Below are 20,095 nucleotides of genomic sequence, written 5' to 3' on the forward strand. Positions count from 1 at the left end.
TTTGCGCAGGTTTTTTTCAGTGCATATGGCGCACCTGCGCGGGGCGATCTGGACGTTTTGCGCACCCGATTGGAGCGCGGTGTTACTTATTTATACCCATCATTGATGGGTGTGAACGGGGAGGGCGGGCGTGAATGAGATTGAGTTCTGGTTTGGTGGCTAGGTGTTTGTTGTTTAAAGGGTTGTTGTGTCTGTGGGGGCAGATTGTTCCGTTACTGTTTGTCAGTGGACATCTGTGGGTGATGCTTGGCTTTGGGATTTTGGGGAGGCTGCGTGGTCGTGTTGGTAGTACCGGGGTGCAACCTTTGCTGCTTGCGGTAGCGCTTTTGGCTTTTTTCCAAGTGTTGAGCGTCTGATAACTGAGCGCTTTCTGACAGATGTGCAGGGGGCAGATGTTGGGAGCGAGCCTGATAGCCGACCTCTTTCTGCTGCATCCAATTGATCGTTTCCACGCTCCGCGTAGGAATGCAGCCAGGGACGCTCCGCGTTCCATTTTTTGTGTTGAGCGATGTGTGAGACACACAGCGCTTTCCCACGCACTTTTCAGGTTGCCGGGTAGGAAGTCGTGTATCTAGCCTCTGTCCGTCGCTACACAACCATAGGCGCTGTACAACGTCGATCCGGCGTAGGGTGCAATGTTGTTCATGAATTCGGCGTACGACACGATTCAACTGTGGGAGATTCTATGTTGCAGGGCAACCCCGCAATTTCAGGCCGGGTGTATTCGCTCTGATTTTTCATCAGGGCAAATGCCACCCACTTCGCCGCGTGAGAAACGGCAAGGGATGGCCCCATTTGCAAAATAGGGTTGCCAATGACTAAGCCAGTTCCGGATCCGCCACTCGAATCCACGACACCCTCCACGCCAAAAACCGCGAAGCCATCAAACGCGCCCTCGACTTTTATCTCTGCCCCGAACCTGCCCAAACCCACCAAGCCAGCACGATGTTTCTCGTCAACTCGGCCGGCCTCAGCGCAATACGGCGCTGGCAACTCAGCAGATCATCATGCTAGTTGAGCTGGCGGTGAATCGGGCGTTGGATCGGGTTGATCCGCAGGGCTGACCACTATGTTATCGTTCATCGCCAGCAGAAACCTGCTGGCGATGGCAGCATGTAAGTCACTGCAATACTTCGGACGTGCTGAAGGTTTGAGCCGACCAGAAACCTGAATGGTGACTCATTGACTACCTTTCATTTTTTTACAGTTACGCGAAGTATCTGTGACTCTTGAAGGCGGAATTCTCGAAAGCGTATCAGAATGTAATGCAGTTCGGCTTCTGCGCCAGATGCATGCACTTTTTCTAAGACGGTCTTCGGAATGGAAAAAACGTAGGATTGTTCGGAGTCACCTTCCAGGACTTGCTGTGCTTTGTTGAAGAGAGTTGTGGTGCCGCAATCGACCTTGAAGGTAAGCTGATCACCGGCTAAGGGGCCCGAATACCGCGGTATGATGCCGTGTGCGTCGCCCTTGATTTTATCCAGGTAAACTACACCACCTTCCGCTTCCTTCAGTTCGGGCGCGGGCAATCCGTTCGATTGTGTTGTCATTATCAAATCCTTTGAGTGATGAGTACCGTCAGGCAATCATCGTTGATGGACCCGGTTTTTTTAACCGGGACCTATTTGGGGCTGGGTGACGATTGTTCGGCTACTGTCAGAAATTACAGTTCAGACGGACGGTAGAGGTGCTGGGAGAGGCAGCAGGTGAGTTGCCACAAAATTCAGGCACAAAAAAACGGCGATCATTACTGATCGCCGTTCTTTCTCTCGCCCGAATCAAATCACTGCATCAACACTTCAATCGAACCATCCGCCGTCATGCTGACCTGGCTGGTACCCGCCTCAACCTCAGGCGTCACCGGTGCCGAGTCCATGCTCGCCGCTTTCATCATCATCGGTCCACGCATGTACGGCTGTGGATAACCGTTGCTGTTCAAGTTCAGGTTAACAATTTTATAACCCTTGCCGCCCAGTGCATCGGTCGCCAATTGCGCGCGGGCCTTGAAAGCCGTCACGGCTTCTTTAAGCAACGCATCTTCGCTGGCCTTACGGGTTGGGGTGGCGATGGCGAAGTCCATGCCACCCATTTTCAGGTCGGTGAGCAGTTCGCCTGTCAGTTTCGACAGCGCGGCGAAGTCCGAGCTTTCCAGGCGCAGTTCGGCGCGTTCGCGCCAGCCGGTGATTTTCTGGCCCTTGGTGTCGTAGATCGGGTAGCTGTTGCGGCTGCCCTGGCGCAGGGTGACTTCCTTGACCTGTTTGGCCTGGGCCAGCGCTTTGTTCATGGTGGTGCTGACGTCGGCGGCGAGTTTGGCCGGGTCGGTGTTTTGTTCTTCGGTGTAGAGGGTCACGATCATCAGGTCGCGGGCGATTTCCTGACTGACTTCGGCGCGCAGGGCGATCTGGTTGTAATGAAGTTCGTCGGCGGCCAGGGCCGGGAGGCTGGCGACGGTGCCAACGCTAAGGGCAAGAAGGGCGGCGCTGCGGCTGAAACTGTGCATGAAAACTCCTTGGACGGTGCGCAGGGGTTAAGGTCCGAGCCTGCGTGAAACCATCAGACTCTAGCTTTTATGATCCGGTTCGCACAGTTACAACTTCTATACAGATCGACGCGATCTCTTGTAGCAGCTGCCGAAGGCTGCGTTCGAGCGCGAAGCGGTCGCAATTGGGTTGACGCGTTTTGCATGAAGGAATGAGGTCTCAGGTTTTACGACCGCTTCGCGGCCGAACGCAGCATTCGGCAGCTGCTACAAGGGCTTTGTGTTGGCTGAAGGCCTGTGGCCGTTTGCCGCACTTTTGCCTGCCAGCCCCCGTGCTTGGTTATACTCCGTGCGATCCGCCTGGAGCGCTCATCAGGAGAGCTCATGCTCGCCCCCGTTCAAATCACTTCCGCAACTCGCCAGAATCTCTGGCGGCTGACGTTCATCCGCACATTGGTGCTGGCCGCTCAGGCCGGTTCCGTGGGCCTGGCCTACTGGCTCGACTTGCTGCCGCTGCCTTGGTTCCAACTGGCTGCGACCCTCGGTTGCTCGATGTTGCTGTGCGCGTTCACGGCCATTCGCTTGCGCACCTCATGGCCGGTTACCGAACTCGAATACGCCGTGCAACTGGCCTGCGACCTGTTTATCCACAGTGCCTTGCTGTATTTCTCCGGCGGCTCGACCAACCCCTTCGTCTCTTATTACCTGGTGCCGCTGACCATCGCCGCCGTGACCTTGCCGTGGCGTTACTCGGTGATTCTGTCCGGTATCGCGTTGACAATGTACACCCTGCTGCTGGCGCGCTTCTATCCGCTGCAAACCTTCCCGATCGCTCGGGAAAACCTGCAGGTTTACGGGATGTGGCTGAGTTTTGCCCTGGCCGCGGCGGTCATCACCTTCTTCGCCGCACGCATGGCCGAAGAGCTGCGCCGTCAGGAAGAACTGCGCGCCATCCGTCGCGAAGAGGGCTTGCGCGATCAGCAACTGCTGGCCGTCGCCACCCAAGCCGCTGGTGCGGCCCATGAACTGGGCACACCGCTGGCGACCATGAGTGTGTTGCTCAAGGAAATGCGTCAGGACCATCACGACCCGATGTTGCAGGACGACCTGAGCGTGCTGCAGGATCAGGTCAAACTCTGCAAAGAAACCTTGCAGCAACTGGTGCGCGCCGCCGAGGCCAATCGTCGATTGGCCGTGGAGATGCAGGACGTCACCGATTGGCTCGATGAAGCCCTGAATCGCTGGCACTTGATGCGCCCGGAAGCCAGTTACCGCTTCCAGCGCTTGGGCCAAGGCACCGTGCCGCGCATGGCGCCGCCACCGGACCTGACCCAGGCGCTGCTGAATTTGCTCAACAACGCCGCCGACGCTTGCCCCGAAGGGCTGCAAGTGACGCTGGACTGGAATGCCGACGACCTGACAATCAGCATCCGCGACCACGGCGCCGGTGTGCCGCTGGCCATCGCCGAGCAGATCGGCAAGCCGTTTTTTACCACCAAGGGCAAAGGTTTCGGCCTGGGCCTGTTTTTGAGCAAGGCCAGCGTGACACGCGCCGGCGGCTCAGTGAAACTCTACAGTCATGAGGAAGGCGGCACGCTCACCGAGCTGCGCCTGCCCCGTGTCGCCCGAGGAGACGAACATGAGTGACGAGATCCAAGTCGAAGGCGAAGGCGAAGAACTGCCGCATTTGCTGCTGGTCGACGACGACGCAACGTTTACCCGGGTAATGGCCCGTGCCATGGCCCGCCGCGGCTTTCGCGTCAGCACCGCCGGTTCCGCCGAAGAAGGCCTGACCATCGCTCAGGCCGACCTGCCGGACTACGCCGCGCTGGACCTGAAAATGGACGGCGATTCCGGCCTGGTGCTGTTGCCCAAGCTACTTGAGCTGGACCCGGAAATGCGCGTGGTAATCCTCACCGGTTACTCGAGCATCGCCACTGCCGTCGAGGCGATCAAGCGCGGCGCCTGCAATTACCTGTGCAAACCGGCGGACGCCGATGACGTGCTGGCCGCGCTGCTCTCCGAGCACGCCGACCTCGACACGCTGGTGCCGGAAAACCCGATGTCGGTGGATCGCCTGCAGTGGGAACACATCCAGCGCGTGCTGACCGAACACGAAGGCAACATCTCCGCCACTGCCCGCGCCCTGGGCATGCACCGCCGCACGCTGCAGCGCAAACTGCAGAAGCGTCCGGTTCGTCGTTGACTGTAGTTTTTTGAGGGAGTGGCGAATAAACCATGTTCATGGAGTATCGTTTGTTCGCCCCTTTAATGCCTCTACGGCAAGATCCGGACGGTCAATGGATCAGAGGAGTGTTCAACGCCTTGGGATTTCGCGTAGAACTTGATTTCGACTTCTCGATGGATGTGCGGGCGCATTTCGTTGACAGGCAATTCGGCTTGTAATGCACTCTCTGATTTGTAGCCACTGTCCCACTTATCATCAGTCCCTAGAAAAGCGGCTACAAACTTGTATTCAGCACCTGGTGGAAGTACACCCCCGGCGCCAATACTGAGCTCAGTGGTTTTACCTAATCCACTGAGGAAGAACGCATTATTTTGTACGTCTTTCGCCCTTGGAATCGGGTATGTAACCTTGGGTTTATTGCCCATCGTAATAGCTCCTTTGTATGCGTTTTAACCAGATTGCCCGGCGCACGTCATGGCGACGGGTTGCGATCAGTAGGCGCGAAATATCGCCACCTATCTACTGTCATATCTGACAGTGGCGACCGGCGGTAACCGATTGGGGATTGCTTGTCAAAATGGCCTCAACGCTGAACCGCCCCTGAACAATTGTTGTCACACAGCGTTACAACACAAGCCGATCATCTATGATCGGTTCGTGTGTGTTCTTTTCTTTATCGAGCCTTATCCATGAATCAGAACGCTGAATATTCCGCGGTCAATGATGCTGTGCGCGGGCAGTTTTTCCGCCGAGTGTGGGACATGATCACGCCTTACTGGCGCAGCGAAGAGAAGGGCAAGGCCTGGACGTTGCTGATCGCCGTGATTGCGCTGTCGTTGTTCAGCGTGGCGATTTCGGTGTGGATCAACAGTTGGTACAAGGACTTCTACAATGCCTTGCAGAAAAAGGACGAAGCGGCCTTTTGGCAGTTGATTCTGTATTTTTGCGGCATCGCGGCGGTGGCGATCCTTGGCGCGGTGTATCGGCTCTACCTGACGCAGATGCTGACGATTCGCTGGCGGGCCTGGCTCACCGAGAAGCATTTTGCCCGTTGGCTCAGCCACAAGAATTACTACCAGTTGGAGCAGGGCGGATACACCGATAACCCGGACCAGCGGATTTCCGAAGACCTCAATAAATTCACCAGCAACACGTTGGGCCTGGGGCTCGGGTTGATTCGCAACATCGTCAGCCTCGTATCGTTCTCGATCATTCTGTGGGGCGTATCGGGCAGTATCGAAGTGTTTGGTTTCACGATTCCCGGTTACATGTTCTGGTGCGCGCTGGTTTACGCCGCCGTCGCCAGTTGGCTGACGCATTTGATTGGCCGTCGCCTGATCGGCCTCAACAACAACCAGCAACGCTTCGAAGCCGACCTGCGTTTCTCCATGGTGCGGATTCGCGAGAATGCCGAAAGCATTGCGCTGTACAACGGCGAGCCTAATGAGAACCGCCGCTTGAGCAGCCGTTTCGGGATGGTCTGGCACAACTACTGGGACATCATGAAAGTGTCCAAGCGCCTGACCTTCTTTACCTCCGGTTATGAGCAGATCGCCGTCATCTTCCCGTTCATGGTCGCCGCGCCGCGTTACTTCACTGGCAAGATCGAGCTGGGTGAGCTGATGCAAATCAACTCGGCGTTCGCTAACGTCCAGGACAACTTCAGTTGGTTCATCACGGCGTACCAGGACCTTGCCGAATGGCGGGCCACCTGTGATCGTCTGCTGAGTTTCCGCCAGGCCATGACTGACAACGAAGAGCGTGCGCCGGCGATTGATGTGCAAAACCATGGCTCGGCGTTGAAGGTGCATAACCTTGGCCTCGACCTGGCGGATGGTCGTCACCTGCTGAGCAACGCCGACATGACCGTGGAGGAGGGCGAGCGCGTCATGCTCAGCGGTCGCTCCGGCAGCGGTAAATCCACGTTGTTTCGAGCCATGGGGCACCTTTGGCCGGCTGGCCACGGCAGTATTCGTCTGCCGACGGGGCGTTATCTGTTCCTGCCGCAAAAACCGTATCTGCCGATTGGCAGCCTGCGTGAAGCGCTGAGTTATCCACAGTCTGGCGATACGTATCCGCACGAGCGCTACGTTCACGTGCTGGAAGCCTGCCGTTTGCCGCATCTCGTTGCCCGTCTGGACGAAGCCAATCACTGGCAGCGCATGTTGTCGCCGGGTGAGCAACAGCGTCTGGCCTTCGCACGAGCGCTGCTTTACGCACCGCAATGGCTGTACATGGACGAAGCCACCTCGGCGATGGACGAGGAGGACGAAGCGTCGCTGTATCAGACCTTGATCGATGAGATTCCGGGGTTGAGCATTGTCAGCGTCGGGCATCGCAGCAGCCTGAAGCGCTTCCATCCACGGCATGTTCGTATCGAGAATGGCCATCTGGTGGACCAGACCGTGACCGCATAAACACCACAACCTCTGTAGGAGCGAGGCTTGCCCGCGAAGAACGATCACTCGGTCCTCAGTCGGAAACCGCGTGGAGCCCTTCGCGGGCAAGCCTCGCTCCTCCAGGGGTTAGGTGATCGTACAACCGCGTTGAGCTATGATGCGGTTTCAGCCGCAACTTTCGAGAAAGACGTTCACCATGGAAAACCCGATCGACGCACCACGCCTCCCTCGCAAGCGCCGCAGCCTCGCTCAGGAACTGGTGACGGTGCTGTCCGAGCAGATCCGCGACGGTCACCTCAAGCGTGGCGACAAGTTGCCCACCGAGTCGGCGATCATGGATGCCCATGGCGTCAGCCGCACCGTGGTGCGCGAAGCGATTTCCCGTTTGCAGGCAGCTGGGCAGGTTGAAACCCGCCACGGCATCGGCACCTTCGTGCTCGATACCCCAAGCCCGAGCGGTTTCCGTATCGACCCGGCGACCGTGGTCACGCTGCGGGACGTGCTGGCGATTCTGGAACTGCGCATCAGCCTCGAAGTGGAGTCCGCCGGCCTCGCCGCGCAACGCCGCAGCCCCGAGCAGCTGGCATTGATGCGAGCTGCGCTGGATGCATTGAATGAAAGTGTTTCCCATGCCAGCGATGCCGTAGCGTCCGACTTCCAGTTCCACCTGCAAATCGCCCTGGCGACGGGCAATCGCTACTTCACCGACATCATGACCCACCTGGGCACCAGCATCATTCCGCGTACGCGCCTCAATTCCGCGCGCCTGGCCCATGACGACCAACAGCACTACATGAATCGTCTGAGCCGTGAGCACGAAGAGATTTACGATGCGATTGCGCGTCAGGATTCCGATGCGGCCAGGGCCGCGATGCGGTTGCACCTGACTAATAGCCGAGAGCGGCTGCGTCATGCTCATGAAGAGGCGGAGGCGCAGCGCGGCTAAGGGTAAGGGTCTTCTACCTCGACCGTTTTGTAATCGACATACTCAACGGTGTTGTTCAGCAACACCTTGAATATCTTCAGGGTGATTTTCCAGTACTGACCGGGCAGTGTTTCAAACTCGACGATGTTGTCCACGCTCACATTCAGGTCAAAATCTGATGGCAGCTCTAGAGCTGCATGTCTGGTTTTTGCAGGAAAGTTAAACCGGTGGATTGTGCTCATGGGGTATTCGCCTATGCAATGATTGACTGCCCGATTAAGCCTCGGAGGCAGAGGGTTCGATACTGTAAGAAATAACAGTTTCGATGAACGGTCGGCGTCAATCCGCACCTGCCGCGGTGATGTAGATCGTTCCCACGCAGAGCGTGAGAACGATCAGGTGCGGGGAATCAGCCGGTCCTGAGAATCGAACGATCCACCCTCACGGCCCACTCAGAAGCCCCAGCCTTGGCATCGAATGCGACATGCCCATGCTCATCAACCACCGCCCGAGCAATCGGCACTCCCTTGGCCAACAACTCCAGCGGCGCACCTTTCAGCGATTGGCCCGAAGCCAGTTCCAGTTTCAATTTGATAGTCATCATCGATCTCCTTATCAGGCAACGTTGCCAGTGGGTTTGTAATCCTTGAGCAGCAAGTAAGTGCTCCAGCCCCACCAGTCGTCCACGGTGGCGGTGTCGTTCAGGTTGTTGACGTCCTTGCGTCGCAGCACCTTGTTGCCCTCGACCCTGAACAGCGGCGAAAAGTTGGTCGCCAGGTTAAGTACGGCTTGCAGATCAGGCATTTTTTTCAAGGCGCCGAATTGGCCGGCCGACGGGGCGATTCCACTGAGATAAGCCGCGAACACTTCATCCGCAGACACCTGAACCGCCTGATTCACCTGGGCGCGATTAGCGCTATCGATGGCGTCGAAGTAGCGCTTGTCCCCATACGCGTGCCACTGATCGCCGTTGCCATTGCGCACGTTGAGACCGAACTTGCTGTCTTCGTCGTGCATGAAGCGCGTGATCAACGAACCCAGATCGCTGGGTGTAACCACCGCTGCCAATTGCTTGCGCGGCACTCGCAGGTGGCCGGCGGAAAACAGGTCGGTCAGGTAGTGATCGGCAAAAGCGTTCATCGCATAGGCCAGCTCCAGGTGCTTTTCATCGCCACTGGTGTGGGCCCGCACCGCTTGTTGCACCGCCGCGGTGTGCCCGGCGATATAGGCCAGCAGCGCCCATTCGGCGAAGTGATCGGCATTGTTGGCGGCCAGTTTCAGGTAGCGGCCAAATGGGAACAACGCCGAAACGACACTGCCACCGCCGGTGATCTTGTTCCACTCTTCTGACAACGTATCACCGAGGGCGTCATAAGCCTCGTGAGGTTGTTTACCGTCCTTGATCGCCTGCTTGATTGCGGCGATTTCCTTTTGCATCACGCCGAGGATCAGCTTGGCCTCGGCGTTAGAAGCAGGCAGTACGGCCAGCGAATTAAAGGCGTTGGTAAAGCGCTGGATTCGGTCGACGGCCGTCGCGCCTTCGCTGATCGGTTGATCGGGAATTCCATAGAAATCACCTCCCAGCGCAATGACCTGGCCATAGGTCAGCGCCAGCCCATTGGGCATATGCAGCTCCACCTGTGAAGCCGGGATAGCGGGCGCATCCTTGACGAAACGCAGCAGGGTGCTGTCGCCGATGGCGGTGTGTTCGCCACCCTCGAACCTCAGCTGTGGCTTGCCTTTCAGGGCTTTACCGGAGGCTGTGGGTAGCGACGCGGGAAGGGCAGACGCAGAGTTGTGATGATCAGCAATCTGCAAGACCACGTGTTGGTTATCCCCGATGAGAGGGATGCCATGCTCGGTAAAAAGATCATCCAGTCCGGCAATGACCTGTTTCGGTTTTTCCTTCGGTTGTGCGTGTAGACCTGACATTTCTATCTCCTTGATATGTCGTCGGTGCGATTAAAAACAACTGTATAAATATACAGTCGTCCGAATCATAGATGAGAAATTTCCTACGTCAAGGAAATACCTTTCCGACTCAAATTCTGCGGTTGGCGATGAAATGCAGTTGACGGTTATTATTTAAGTTGTACGATGACCTACAACTTCGGCGCAGGCTGAACGGTTTTCTCACACACATACGTCGCTATCCAGGGTGTTCGAATAATGAATCCACAAGAACTGAAGTCCATCCTCTCTTCCGGTCTGCTGTCTTTCCCGGTTACCGATTTCAATGCTCAGGGCGACTTCCATCGCGCGGGCTACATCAAACGTCTCGAATGGCTGGCCCCATACGGCGCCTCGGCATTGTTCGCCGCGGGCGGCACCGGTGAGTTCTTCTCTCTGGCGGCCAGCGAATATTCGGAAATCATCAAGACTGCCGTCGACACCTGCGAAACCAGCGTGCCGATTCTGGCCGGCGTTGGCGGTTCGACTCGTCAAGCCATCGAATACGCACAGGAAGCCGAGCGTCTGGGCGCCAAAGGTCTGTTGTTGCTGCCGCACTACCTGACCGAAGCTAGCCAGGACGGCGTTGCCGCCCATGTTGAAGCCGTGTGCAAATCGGTGAAAATCGGCGTGGTGGTTTACAACCGCAACGTCTGCCGCCTGACCGCGCCGCTGCTGGAGTGTCTGGCTGAGCGCTGCCCAAACCTGATCGGCTACAAGGACGGTCTGGGCGATATCGAGTTGATGGTGTCGATCCGTCGCCGCCTCGGTGATCGCTTCAGCTACCTGGGCGGTTTGCCGACCGCCGAAGTCTACGCCGCAGCCTACAAGGCACTGGGCGTACCGGTTTACTCCTCGGCGGTGTTCAACTTCATCCCGAAAACCGCGATGGATTTCTACCACGCCATTGCCCGTGAAGATCACGCCACCGTCGGCAAGATCATCGACGACTTCTTCCTGCCATACCTGGACATCCGTAACCGCAAAGCCGGTTACGCCGTGAGCATAGTCAAGGCCGGGGCAAAAATTGCCGGCTATGACGCAGGTCCTGTGCGTGCACCGCTGACCGATCTGCTGCCAGAAGAGTACGAAGCTCTGGCCGCGCTGATCGACAAGCAAGGTGCGCAGTAACACACCCAATTAATAAGGCCGCTGAGCAATCAGCGGCCTTTTGCGTGAGGAGAACATCTCGTGGCAGATGCAAAGCGTTTTGATAACTACATCGGTGGCCAATGGGTTGCCGGCGCCGACTACTCCACCAACATCAACCCGTCGGAGTTGTCCGACACCATCGGCGAATACGCCAAAGCTGATCTCGCTCAGGTTCACGCCGCCATCGACGCCGCTCGCGCTGCGTTCCCGGCCTGGTCCACTTCGGGCATTCAGGCGCGTCACGATTCGCTGGATAAAGTCGGTACCGAAATCCTCGCGCGTCGCGAAGAGCTCGGCACCTTGCTGGCTCGGGAAGAGGGCAAGACCCTGCCCGAAGCCATCGGCGAAGTGACTCGCGCCGGCAACATCTTCAAGTTCTTCGCCGGTGAGTGCCTGCGCCTGTCCGGCGACTACCTGCCGTCGGTGCGCCCGGGTGTGAACGTCGAAGTCACTCGCGAAGCATTGGGCGTCGTTGGCCTGATCACCCCGTGGAACTTCCCGATCGCGATCCCTGCGTGGAAAATCGCCCCGGCCCTGGCCTACGGTAACTGCGTCGTGCTGAAGCCGGCCGATCTGGTGCCGGGTTGCGCCTGGGCGCTGGCCGAAATCATCTCCCGCGCAGGCTTCCCGGCCGGCGTGTTCAACCTGGTGATGGGCAGCGGTCGTGTGGTGGGCGATGCGCTGGTGCAGAGTCCAAAAGTCGATGGCATCAGCTTCACCGGTTCCGTGGGTGTCGGTCGTCAGATCGCGGTCAACTGCGTGTCGCGTCAGGCCAAGGTTCAGCTGGAAATGGGTGGCAAGAATCCGCAGATCATTCTCGACGACGCCGACCTCAAGCAAGCGGTCGAGCTGTCGGTACAGAGCGCGTTCTACTCCACCGGCCAGCGTTGCACTGCCTCGAGCCGCTTCATCGTCACCGCCGGGATTCACGACAAGTTCGTCGAAGCTGTGGCCGAGCGCATGAAGTCGATCAAGGTCGGTCACGCGCTGAAAACCGGTACCGACATCGGTCCGGTGGTATCCCAAGCTCAGCTTGAACAGGACTTGAAGTACATCGACATCGGCCAGTCCGAAGGCGCACGTCTGGTCAGCGGCGGTGGTCTGGTGACCTGCGACACCGAAGGTTACTACCTCGCGCCAACCCTGTTTGCCGACAGCGAAGCTGCGATGCGCATCAGCCGCGAAGAGATCTTCGGCCCGGTGGCCAACGTGGTTCGCGTAGCGGATTACGAGGCCGCGCTGGCCATGGCCAACGACACCGAATTCGGTCTGTCGGCGGGCATCGCCACCACGTCGTTGAAGTACGCCAACCACTTCAAACGTCACTCCCAGGCCGGGATGGTGATGGTCAATCTGCCGACGGCGGGCGTGGATTACCACGTTCCATTCGGTGGGCGTAAAGGTTCATCCTATGGCTCCCGCGAGCAAGGTCGCTACGCGCAAGAGTTCTACACCGTGGTGAAGACTAGCTACATCGGCTCCTGACAGGAAACACCGCGGTATCGGCATCGATACCGCAACCCCTGTAGGAGCTGTCGAGTGAAACGAGGCTGCGATCTTTGCTTCTGAAGATCAAAAGATCGCAGCCTCGTTTCACTCAACAGCTGCTACAGGGATAAACAGTTTCACCCGCGCATAAAAATAATCAGTGGGAGTACATCTACATGCAAGCGACCAAGCCGACCCGCGTCCGCTATTTGATTTTGCTCATGCTTTTTCTGGTGACCACGATCAACTACGCCGACCGGGCTACCATCGCCATCGCGGGCTCCAGCCTGCAAAAAGACCTCGGCATCGACGCGGTCACCCTCGGTTACATCTTCTCCGCATTCGGTTGGGCCTACGTGGCCGGGCAAATTCCCGGTGGCTGGTTGCTGGACCGTTTCGGCTCGAAAAAAATCTACGCGCTCAGCATCTTCACCTGGTCGCTGTTCACCGTGCTGCAGGGCTATGTCGGTGAGTTCGGCATGTCCACGGCGGTGGTTGCGCTGTTCATGCTGCGCTTCCTGGTGGGCCTGGCCGAAGCGCCATCCTTCCCCGGTAACGCACGCATTGTTGCGACATGGTTTCCGACCGCTGAACGCGGTACGGCGTCTGCGATCTTCAACTCGGCGCAGTACTTCGCCACGGTGCTGTTTGCGCCGCTGATGGGCTGGATCGTTTACAGCTTCGGCTGGCAGCATGTGTTCATCGTCATGGGCGTGATTGGCATCATCTTCTCGGGGATCTGGCTGAAGGTGATCTACAGCCCGCGTCAGCATCCGATGATCAATGACGCCGAGTTCAAGCACATCGCCGACAACGGCGGCATGGTCGACATGGACCAGGACAAAGGCAAAGGCAAAAAGGGAGACGGTCCGAAGTGGGACTACATCCGCCAGTTGCTGACCAACCGCATGATGCTCGGTGTGTATCTGGGCCAATACTGCATCAACGGCATCACCTACTTCTTCCTGACCTGGTTCCCGGTGTACCTGGTGCAAGAACGCGGCATGACCATCCTCAAGGCCGGTTTCATCGCCTCGTTGCCGGCGATCTGCGGCTTTATTGGTGGTGTGCTCGGCGGCGTGATTTCCGACTACCTGCTGCGCAAGGGCCATTCCCTGACCTTCGCCCGCAAGGCGCCGATCATTGCTGGCTTGCTGGTCTCCAGCAGCATCGTGGCCTGCAACTACGTTGACGTTGAATGGATGGTCGTCGGCTTCATGGCCCTGGCGTTCTTCGGCAAAGGCGTGGGTGCGCTGGGTTGGGCCGTGGTGTCTGACACCTCGCCAAAACAGATTGCTGGTCTCAGCGGTGGCTTGTTCAACACCTTCGGCAACATCGCTTCGATCACCACCCCGATTGTCATCGGCTACATCATCAGCTCCACCGGTTCGTTCAAATGGGCGCTGGTGTTTGTCGGTTGCAACGCGCTGGTCGCAGTGTTCAGTTACCTGGTGATCGTCGGTCCGATCAAGCGTGTGGTACTCAAGGAACCGCCAGTCAGCGGTCCTGAAACCAATAACAAATTGTCTCAAGCGCATTCCTGAGGAGCGGCGTCATGCAGTTGATTGAACATTCCGACTCGCCGCGCTACATCCGCCTGCACGAGCGGGACAACGTAGTGATCGTGGTCAATGACCAAGGCGTGCCGGCCGGTACCGAATTTCCGGGCGGCCTGGTCACCGTGGACTTCGTGCCACAGAGCCACAAGGTCACCCTGGAAGACATTCCCGTGGGTGGCCAGGTGATTCGTTACGGGCAGACCATTGGCTACGCGTTGCAGCCGATTCCGCGCGGTAGCTGGGTCAAGGAAGATCAACTGCGCATGCCCACCGCGCCACCGCTGGACAGCTTGCCGCTGTCCACCGAAGTGCCGGCGGCGCAGGCACCGCTGGAAGGCTTCACGTTCGAGGGTTATCGCAACGCCGACGGCACCGTCGGCACGCGCAACATTCTCGGGATTACCACGACGGTTCAGTGCGTCACCGGCGTGCTTGATCACGCGGTCAAGCGCATCAAGGACGAGTTGCTGCCCAAGTACCCGAACGTCGATGACGTGGTCGCACTGACTCACAGCTACGGCTGCGGCGTGGCGATTACCGCGACTGACGCGTACATCCCGATCCGCACGGTGCGCAACCTGGCGCGCAACCCGAACCTGGGTGGCGAAGCGTTGGTGATCAGCCTTGGCTGCGAGAAACTGCAGGCCGGGCAGGTGATGCACGAGAACGACAGCTCGGTGGATTTGAGCGATCCGTGGTTGTACCGCTTGCAGGATTCCAGTCACGGTTTCACCGAGATGATCGAGCAGATCATGGCGCTGGCCGAGACCCGTTTGAAGAAGCTCGATCAGCGTCGCCGGGAAACCGTGCCGGCGTCCGAGCTGATTCTCGGTATGCAGTGCGGCGGCAGCGATGCGTTTTCCGGGATCACCGCCAACCCTGCGTTGGGTTATGCCTCGGACCTGTTATTGCGCGCGGGTGCGACGGTGATGTTTTCCGAAGTCACCGAAGTGCGCGACGCGATTTACCTGCTGACTTCACGTGCGGAAACAGAAGAAGTCGCTCAGGAACTGGTGCGCGAGATGGACTGGTACGACCGTTACCTGGCCAAGGGCGAAGCGGATCGCAGCGCCAACACCACACCGGGGAACAAGAAGGGCGGGTTGTCGAACATTGTCGAGAAGTCCCTGGGCTCGATCGTCAAATCCGGCAGCAGCGCGATCAACGGGGTGCTTGGCCCTGGCGAGCGCTTCAAGCGCAAAGGGCTGATCTTCTGTGCGACCCCTGCCAGTGACTTTGTCTGCGGGACGTTGCAACTGGCGGCGGGGATGAACCTGCACGTGTTCACCACCGGGCGTGGCACGCCGTATGGTTTGGCGATGGCGCCGGTAGTGAAGGTGTCGACCCGGACCGAGCTGGCGCAGCGTTGGCCAGACCTGATCGACATCGATGCCGGACGGATTGCGACCGGGCGGGCGTCGATTGAGGACCTTGGCTGGGAGTTGCTTCACTACTACCTGGATGTGGCCAGCGGCAAGAAGCAGACGTGGGCGGAGAAGCACAAACTGCATAACGACATTACCTTGTTCAACCCTGCACCGATCACCTGATACCGCGTTATCGTTCATCGCGAGCAGCCTCGCTCCCACAGTGGATCTTCTTCGTACACAGATTTTGTGATCGACGCTGGACAAATGTGGGAGATTCTATGTTGCAGGGCAACCCCGCAACCTCAGGCCGGGTGGTATTCGCTCTGATTTTTCATCAGGGCAAATGCCACCCGGCAGAGTTTCCGGGCAAGGGCCACCAAGGCCTGGGTTTTCGAGAAGCCTCTTGCCAAATACGACTCGTAAAACGGTTTCCATTTAGCTGAGCGACAGGCTGCCATTGCGGCGTTGTAAGCCAACCGGCGGACTTCCGGATCCCCTTTTTTTGTCAGGTGCCGGGGGCCGTTCTTCTTCCCGGAGTCATCGACCGTAAGGTCCATCCCTAGAAACGCGATGAACGCATCACTATTGGCAAAATCACCGCGCATAAAGGTCGTCGCCAACCCGGTTGCAGTCAGTTCGCCAACCCCTTCGATGGCTTTGCAGCGGTCGATATTCTCTTCAATACCCGCCTCTTTGCTGACCTTGCGCAGCAGTTTCTGAATGGCCTGATCCGCTTGCTTGAAGGCCTTTTGCTGGGCGCTCTGTACTTTCTTCAACAAGGGTTCATTGGCCCAGCTCAGCATCAGACCGGCATGGTTCTGGATCAGCGTTGCACGTCTGTGGAGCAGGCTTTTCAGCGAGGTGTAGGCCTTGGGTGGTGGGCTCCAGATCCGCAGTCCGTCTTGTTCGTTCGTCAAATAACGCGCCAGCAGACGGGCATCGCAGGGATCGTTCTTGGCTCGTTGGCCGATGCCGCGGCGATAGTTGCTCACCCGATAAGCATCCACGACATAGACCTGGTGCCCCATCGCATGGGCCAGCTCGACGGTGTCCAGGTGGTAGATGTTGGTGGCTTCAACGGCGATAGCGCTTTGGGCGGGCAATGTTTTAAGCCAGCGTTTGAGGGCTGTTCGATCGTTCTTGATGGTGTCAGTGGTTAGCCGGTCGGAGCGATAGACAACTATTTCGGCCTTGGCGATATCGACGCCAACCACCGTCTGCGAAGTAAGGATTGTCATGACGAATCCTCGGAGCTAGGGTTTAAGAGCTTGTCGGGGTCTACCGTTGCGCTGGCTTGCCTCTATCGTCGGTTTTACCGATGAATTCCTTATCGGCGCTTTGGGTAGAAGGGGCGGGATGAGAAGTCTCCCACGGTCTGTACTGGTCAGAGTCAGAATCGAGCTTTTAGTCCCGCCCACCCCTTCAAGTCTAAACATACAAGCGAGCTTGCTCCGGGCGGCGTTCCGACGATAGCGGCCTAACAGACGCCGAGGGACTTGCTGGCTTATCATTAGCCCCCTAACGACGCTCACCCAAGGTTACCCCTGGCATGCTGGCTATCTTCTTCGAAACCCTGAACATCACCGCGCCGGTGTTTGCCATGCTGTTTCTGGGGGCGCTGCTCAAGCGCATCGACTGGATCAACGACAACTTTATCCACACTGCGTCGGCCCTGGTGTTCAACGTCACCATGCCGGCGTTGCTGTTTCTGGGCATCCTGCATGCCGACCTGCACGCCGCGTTGCAACCGGCGCTGCTGATCTATTTCTCGCTGGCGACGCTGGTGTGTTTTGCCATCGCCTGGGGCTGGGCGATCTGGAAGTGCCCGAGGGAAGACCGGGGGATCTACACCCAGGGCGCTTTTCGCGGCAATAACGGGGTCATCGGCCTCGCACTGGCGGCAAGCATGTACGGCGACTACGGGATATCCCTCGGGGCGATTCTCGCGGCGTTGGTGATCTTGTTTTACAACACGCTCTCGACCATTGTGCTGGCGGTTTACAGCCCGGTGATCAAGTCCGACCCTTGGAGCATCTGCAAAAGCGTGATGGTCAATCCGCTGATCATCAGCGTGTTGGTTGCGGCGCCATTTGCCTACTTCAAGATCAGCTTGCCGGGATGGCTGGAGACGTCCGGCCAATACCTGGCGCAAACCACCTTGCCGTTGGCGCTGATCTGCATTGGCGGCACGCTGTCGCTGGCGGCCCTGCGCAAAAGCGGCAATATGGCGCTGAGCTCAAGCCTGGTGAAGATGATCGGCCTGCCTGTGCTGGCGACACTGGGGGCGTGGCTCTGGGGCTTTCGTGGTGCGGAGTTGGGGATACTGTTCCTGTACTTCGGCAGCCCGACCGCCGCGGCCAGTTTTGTCATGGCCCGTCAGGCCAATGGCAATCATGAACTGGCGGCAGCGATCATCGTGATCACCACATTGATGGCGGCGGTCACCACCAACATCGGGATCTTCCTGTTGCAGTGGGGCGGGTGGATTTAGCTCCGGGATTTTCGGTGTTCTTCAGGGCCTCATCGCGAGCAGGCTCGCTCCCACGTGGGAATGCATTTCAACTGTGGGAGCGAGCCTGCTCCGGGCGGCGTTCCGACGATAGCAATCTTTCTTACACTACAAACGCCAGCCTGTTACTCCGGCTTCTGGTAGCTGTCGATCACTTCCTGCGCCGCCCGAAACGCATCGATGGCCGCCGGAACACCGGCATACACCGCGCAATGCAGCAGCGCTTCACGAATCTCTTCCACGGTGCAGCCATTGTTCAGCGCACCGCGCACGTGACCTTTCAATTCCTGCGGGCACTTCAACGCGGTCAGCGCGGCGAGGGTGATCAGGCTGCGGGTTTTCAATGGCAAACCTTCGCGGTTCCAGACGCTGCCCCAGGCGTGTTCGTTGACGAAATCCTGCAGCGGTTGCGTGAACTCGGTGGCATTGCCCAGCGCGCGGTCGACGAAGGCGTCGCCCATCACTTGGCGGCGGACTTCAACCCCAGGCTTTTTATCATCGGTCATGGCAATTCCTTATTGTGGTGTTGGCGACGCCAGGCGCGCAGCGACGTGAACAGCAAAAACGCCATCAGCGCCGGCAGGACAAAAAACAGCATCAGATGTTCAAGCTTGCCGGCCAGCGGCATGCCGGTGGTGAATGACACCACGTGCAGACCGTAAGCCAGATACAAACCCAAAAACAGCAGACCTTCGGCGCGGGTCACCCGGTAACCGGAATAAAACACCGGCAGGCACAGCACCGCGACGCCGAGCATCACCGGCAAGTCGAAATCCAGGGCGTTGGGCGATACCGACAGCGGTGTCGGAGCGATCAATGCGGTGAAACCCAGCACGCCCAAGAGGTTGAACAGGTTGCTGCCGATCACGTTGCCCACGGCGATCTCGCGCTCACCACGCAAGGCGGCGATCAACGAGGTGGCCAGTTCCGGCAGGGAGGTGCTGACGGCGACGATGGTCAGGCCGATGATCCGCTCCGACAACCCCAGATCGGTCGCGACCGAAACCGCTGCGCCCAACAGCAAGTGCCCGGCGTAGACCAGCATCGCCAAACCCACGACGATCATCAGCAGGCTGCTGATCCATGGCGCTTGCGGGACTTCGTGGGTCGTCGATTGCGGGCGGGTCGAGTGCCGCGACTGGCGCAGCAGCAGGCCCAGATACAGCACCAGTGCCGCGAGCAGCAACACGCCATCGGCGCGGGTCAGTTCTTCGTTCCACGCCAATACGAACACCAAAAGACTGGCGCCGATCATCAGCGGAATATCCAGGCGCACCAGTTGCCGTGAAACCCGCAACGGGATGATCAGCGCCGAGAATCCGAGGGTGACGAGGATGTTGAAGATGCTACTGCCGATCACGCTGCCGACGGCGATGTCGGCGTTCTGCGCCAGGGTCGCTTGCAGGCTGACCGCCATCTGCGGTGCGCTGCTGCCGAGGGCGACGATGGTCAGGCCGATAATCAGCGGTCGTACATGCAGGCGCGCGGCGAGGCGCACGGCGGCGCGCACCATCAACTCAGCGCCGGCGATCAGCAACAGCAAGCCGCTGAGCAATTCAATCACGCTGATCAGGGGTATATCGGCAAGTCCGAAAATGGTCGGTGCTCCGTCTATCAGTCGTCGAGGGCTTGCACGCGAACCTTCGCGGTGCCACTGCGTAGCATGCCCAACTGTTCGGCCGCTTCACGTGACACGTCGATCAGGCGCCCACGAGAGTATGGCCCGCGGTCGTTGATGCGCACCACGCAGGACCTGTCGTTATTCAGGTTGGTAATCTTCACCCGGGTGCCGAACGGCAACTGGCGATGGGCAGCGGTCAGGGAATTCTTGTTGAAACGCTCGCCACTGGCGGTGCGTTTGCCATGGTGTTTGGCGCCGTAATACGAGGCAACGCCAGTCTTGTTGTAACCGTGTGGATCGATGGCATCGGTGCTGGCGCAACCGGCCAGCAGAGAGAACAGGGCGAAGGCACTGAGCAGACGCTTCATTTAGAAAGTTCCCAAAAACAAATGTGGGAGCGAGCCTGCTCGCGATGGCGGACTGTCAGTCACATCAATGATGGATGTGCCGCCGTC

Annotated in this window: 18 protein-coding genes and 2 pseudogenes; 10 read left to right on the plus strand and 10 right to left on the minus strand. The window is 58.4% G+C overall.

Annotated elements, in window-relative coordinates; all coding sequences use genetic code 11:
- Window positions 1-814 precede the first annotated feature (814 nt).
- Window positions 815-1,064, plus strand: a pseudogene (locus tag QFW87_RS04190) (hypothetical protein).
- A gap of 129 nt (window positions 1,065-1,193) precedes the next feature.
- On the opposite strand, the gene QFW87_RS04195 reads toward QFW87_RS04190, so the two are convergent.
- Window positions 1,194-1,550, minus strand: coding sequence for a hypothetical protein (locus QFW87_RS04195; protein ID WP_283189885.1), 357 nt, complete (start codon window positions 1,548-1,550; stop codon window positions 1,194-1,196).
- 233 nt (window positions 1,551-1,783) lie between these two features.
- Window positions 1,784-2,500: an SIMPL domain-containing protein gene (locus QFW87_RS04200; RefSeq protein WP_283189886.1), complete on the minus strand. Its 717-nt coding sequence runs from the start codon at window positions 2,498-2,500 to the stop codon at window positions 1,784-1,786.
- Between the two features lie 363 nt (window positions 2,501-2,863).
- Here QFW87_RS04200 and QFW87_RS04205 point away from each other — a divergent pair, with 363 nt between their 5' ends.
- Together QFW87_RS04205 and QFW87_RS04210 are read left to right on the plus strand one after the other, a co-directional pair.
- Entirely contained in the window at window positions 2,864-4,126 is a 1,263-nt protein-coding gene (locus tag QFW87_RS04205; RefSeq protein ID WP_283182941.1) for an ATP-binding protein, read from the plus strand.
- Window positions 4,119-4,685, plus strand: coding sequence for a response regulator transcription factor (locus tag QFW87_RS04210; protein ID WP_008148925.1), 567 nt, complete (start codon window positions 4,119-4,121; stop codon window positions 4,683-4,685). The genes QFW87_RS04205 and QFW87_RS04210 overlap by 8 nt, the downstream gene beginning before the upstream one ends.
- Before the next feature lie 71 nt (window positions 4,686-4,756).
- Here QFW87_RS04210 and QFW87_RS04215 read toward each other — a convergent pair whose 3' ends face one another.
- Window positions 4,757-5,092: a hypothetical protein gene (locus QFW87_RS04215; protein ID WP_283182942.1), complete on the minus strand. Its 336-nt coding sequence runs from the start codon at window positions 5,090-5,092 to the stop codon at window positions 4,757-4,759.
- Between the two features lie 264 nt (window positions 5,093-5,356).
- Here QFW87_RS04215 and QFW87_RS04220 point away from each other — a divergent pair, with 264 nt between their 5' ends.
- Together QFW87_RS04220 and QFW87_RS04225 are read left to right on the plus strand one after the other, a co-directional pair.
- The gene (locus tag QFW87_RS04220; protein ID WP_283182943.1) at window positions 5,357-7,084 is read left to right on the plus strand and encodes an ABC transporter ATP-binding protein/permease; all 1,728 of its coding nucleotides are present in this window, start codon (window positions 5,357-5,359) and stop codon (window positions 7,082-7,084) included.
- Window positions 7,085-7,262: 178 nt separating this feature from the next.
- Entirely contained in the window at window positions 7,263-8,012 is a 750-nt protein-coding gene (locus QFW87_RS04225; RefSeq protein ID WP_046045828.1) for a FadR/GntR family transcriptional regulator, read from the plus strand.
- Here QFW87_RS04225 and QFW87_RS04230 read toward each other — a convergent pair.
- The 3 genes from QFW87_RS04230 to QFW87_RS04240 form a co-directional block, all read right to left on the minus strand.
- Entirely contained in the window at window positions 8,009-8,233 is a 225-nt protein-coding gene (locus QFW87_RS04230) for a hypothetical protein (RefSeq protein WP_283182944.1), read from the minus strand. The genes QFW87_RS04225 and QFW87_RS04230 overlap by 4 nt on opposite strands.
- Before the next feature lie 167 nt (window positions 8,234-8,400).
- A complete protein-coding gene (locus QFW87_RS04235; RefSeq protein WP_056742915.1) occupies window positions 8,401-8,592 on the minus strand; it encodes a hypothetical protein in 192 nt (63 codons plus the stop codon).
- Window positions 8,593-8,606: 14 nt separating this feature from the next.
- Window positions 8,607-9,923: a phospholipase gene (locus QFW87_RS04240; protein ID WP_283189887.1), complete on the minus strand. Its 1,317-nt coding sequence runs from the start codon at window positions 9,921-9,923 to the stop codon at window positions 8,607-8,609.
- Window positions 9,924-10,160: 237 nt separating this feature from the next.
- On the opposite strand from QFW87_RS04240, the gene kdgD reads away from it, so the two are divergent.
- From kdgD to garD, 4 genes are all read left to right on the plus strand, one after another.
- Window positions 10,161-11,072, plus strand: a complete 912-nt coding sequence (gene kdgD / locus QFW87_RS04245) for a 5-dehydro-4-deoxyglucarate dehydratase (protein WP_283189888.1) — start codon at window positions 10,161-10,163, stop codon at window positions 11,070-11,072.
- A gap of 60 nt (window positions 11,073-11,132) precedes the next feature.
- Entirely contained in the window at window positions 11,133-12,578 is a 1,446-nt protein-coding gene (locus QFW87_RS04250) for an aldehyde dehydrogenase family protein (protein ID WP_283189889.1), read from the plus strand.
- Between the two features lie 179 nt (window positions 12,579-12,757).
- Window positions 12,758-14,125 (plus strand): MFS transporter, encoded by a 1,368-nt coding sequence (locus tag QFW87_RS04255; RefSeq protein ID WP_283189890.1) that lies wholly within the window; start codon window positions 12,758-12,760, stop codon window positions 14,123-14,125.
- An 11-nt stretch (window positions 14,126-14,136) separates the two neighbouring features.
- Window positions 14,137-15,690 carry a galactarate dehydratase gene (gene garD, locus QFW87_RS04260; protein WP_283189891.1) on the plus strand — a complete coding sequence of 518 codons (1,554 nt, stop codon included), beginning with the start codon at window positions 14,137-14,139 and terminating at the stop codon, window positions 15,688-15,690.
- 96 nt (window positions 15,691-15,786) lie between these two features.
- Here garD and QFW87_RS04265 read toward each other — a convergent pair.
- A pseudogene (locus tag QFW87_RS04265) lies at window positions 15,787-16,748 on the minus strand (IS110 family transposase).
- Window positions 16,749-17,059: 311 nt separating this feature from the next.
- Here QFW87_RS04265 and QFW87_RS04270 point away from each other — a divergent pair.
- A complete protein-coding gene (locus QFW87_RS04270) occupies window positions 17,060-18,001 on the plus strand; it encodes an AEC family transporter (RefSeq protein ID WP_283189892.1) in 942 nt (313 codons plus the stop codon).
- 143 nt (window positions 18,002-18,144) lie between these two features.
- On the opposite strand, the gene QFW87_RS04275 is transcribed toward QFW87_RS04270, so the two are convergent.
- From QFW87_RS04275 to QFW87_RS04285, 3 genes are read right to left on the minus strand one after another with little or no spacing between them, the layout of a single operon-like run.
- A complete protein-coding gene (locus QFW87_RS04275) occupies window positions 18,145-18,525 on the minus strand; it encodes a carboxymuconolactone decarboxylase family protein (protein ID WP_140681567.1) in 381 nt (126 codons plus the stop codon).
- Window positions 18,522-19,583, minus strand: coding sequence for a calcium/sodium antiporter (locus QFW87_RS04280; RefSeq protein ID WP_283189893.1), 1,062 nt, complete (start codon window positions 19,581-19,583; stop codon window positions 18,522-18,524). The genes QFW87_RS04275 and QFW87_RS04280 overlap by 4 nt, the downstream gene beginning before the upstream one ends.
- A gap of 50 nt (window positions 19,584-19,633) precedes the next feature.
- The gene (locus tag QFW87_RS04285) at window positions 19,634-20,008 is read right to left on the minus strand and encodes a septal ring lytic transglycosylase RlpA family protein (protein WP_283182952.1); all 375 of its coding nucleotides are present in this window, start codon (window positions 20,006-20,008) and stop codon (window positions 19,634-19,636) included.
- Window positions 20,009-20,095: the final 87 nt, after the last annotated feature.

Source organism: Pseudomonas sp. PMCC200344 (assembly GCF_030053095.1).
GTDB lineage: Bacteria > Pseudomonadota > Gammaproteobacteria > Pseudomonadales > Pseudomonadaceae > Aquipseudomonas > Aquipseudomonas svalbardensis.

Coding starts and splice junctions, on each gene's coding strand:
- garD (WP_283189891.1), top strand. CDS start 14,137: ATGCAGTTGATTGAACATTCCGACTCGCCGCGCTACATCCGCCTGCAC.
- QFW87_RS04220 (WP_283182943.1), top strand. CDS start 5,357: ATGAATCAGAACGCTGAATATTCCGCGGTCAATGATGCTGTGCGCGGG.
- QFW87_RS04285 (WP_283182952.1), bottom strand. CDS start 20,008: ATGAAGCGTCTGCTCAGTGCCTTCGCCCTGTTCTCTCTGCTGGCCGGT.
- QFW87_RS04255 (WP_283189890.1), top strand. CDS start 12,758: ATGCAAGCGACCAAGCCGACCCGCGTCCGCTATTTGATTTTGCTCATG.
- QFW87_RS04225 (WP_046045828.1), top strand. CDS start 7,263: ATGGAAAACCCGATCGACGCACCACGCCTCCCTCGCAAGCGCCGCAGC.
- QFW87_RS04230 (WP_283182944.1), bottom strand. CDS start 8,233: ATGAGCACAATCCACCGGTTTAACTTTCCTGCAAAAACCAGACATGCA.
- QFW87_RS04235 (WP_056742915.1), bottom strand. CDS start 8,592: ATGACTATCAAATTGAAACTGGAACTGGCTTCGGGCCAATCGCTGAAA.
- QFW87_RS04210 (WP_008148925.1), top strand. CDS start 4,119: ATGAGTGACGAGATCCAAGTCGAAGGCGAAGGCGAAGAACTGCCGCAT.
- QFW87_RS04240 (WP_283189887.1), bottom strand. CDS start 9,923: ATGTCAGGTCTACACGCACAACCGAAGGAAAAACCGAAACAGGTCATT.
- kdgD (WP_283189888.1), top strand. CDS start 10,161: ATGAATCCACAAGAACTGAAGTCCATCCTCTCTTCCGGTCTGCTGTCT.
- QFW87_RS04270 (WP_283189892.1), top strand. CDS start 17,060: ATGCTGGCTATCTTCTTCGAAACCCTGAACATCACCGCGCCGGTGTTT.
- QFW87_RS04215 (WP_283182942.1), bottom strand. CDS start 5,092: ATGGGCAATAAACCCAAGGTTACATACCCGATTCCAAGGGCGAAAGAC.
- QFW87_RS04205 (WP_283182941.1), top strand. CDS start 2,864: ATGCTCGCCCCCGTTCAAATCACTTCCGCAACTCGCCAGAATCTCTGG.
- QFW87_RS04200 (WP_283189886.1), bottom strand. CDS start 2,500: ATGCACAGTTTCAGCCGCAGCGCCGCCCTTCTTGCCCTTAGCGTTGGC.
- QFW87_RS04275 (WP_140681567.1), bottom strand. CDS start 18,525: ATGACCGATGATAAAAAGCCTGGGGTTGAAGTCCGCCGCCAAGTGATG.
- QFW87_RS04195 (WP_283189885.1), bottom strand. CDS start 1,550: ATGACAACACAATCGAACGGATTGCCCGCGCCCGAACTGAAGGAAGCG.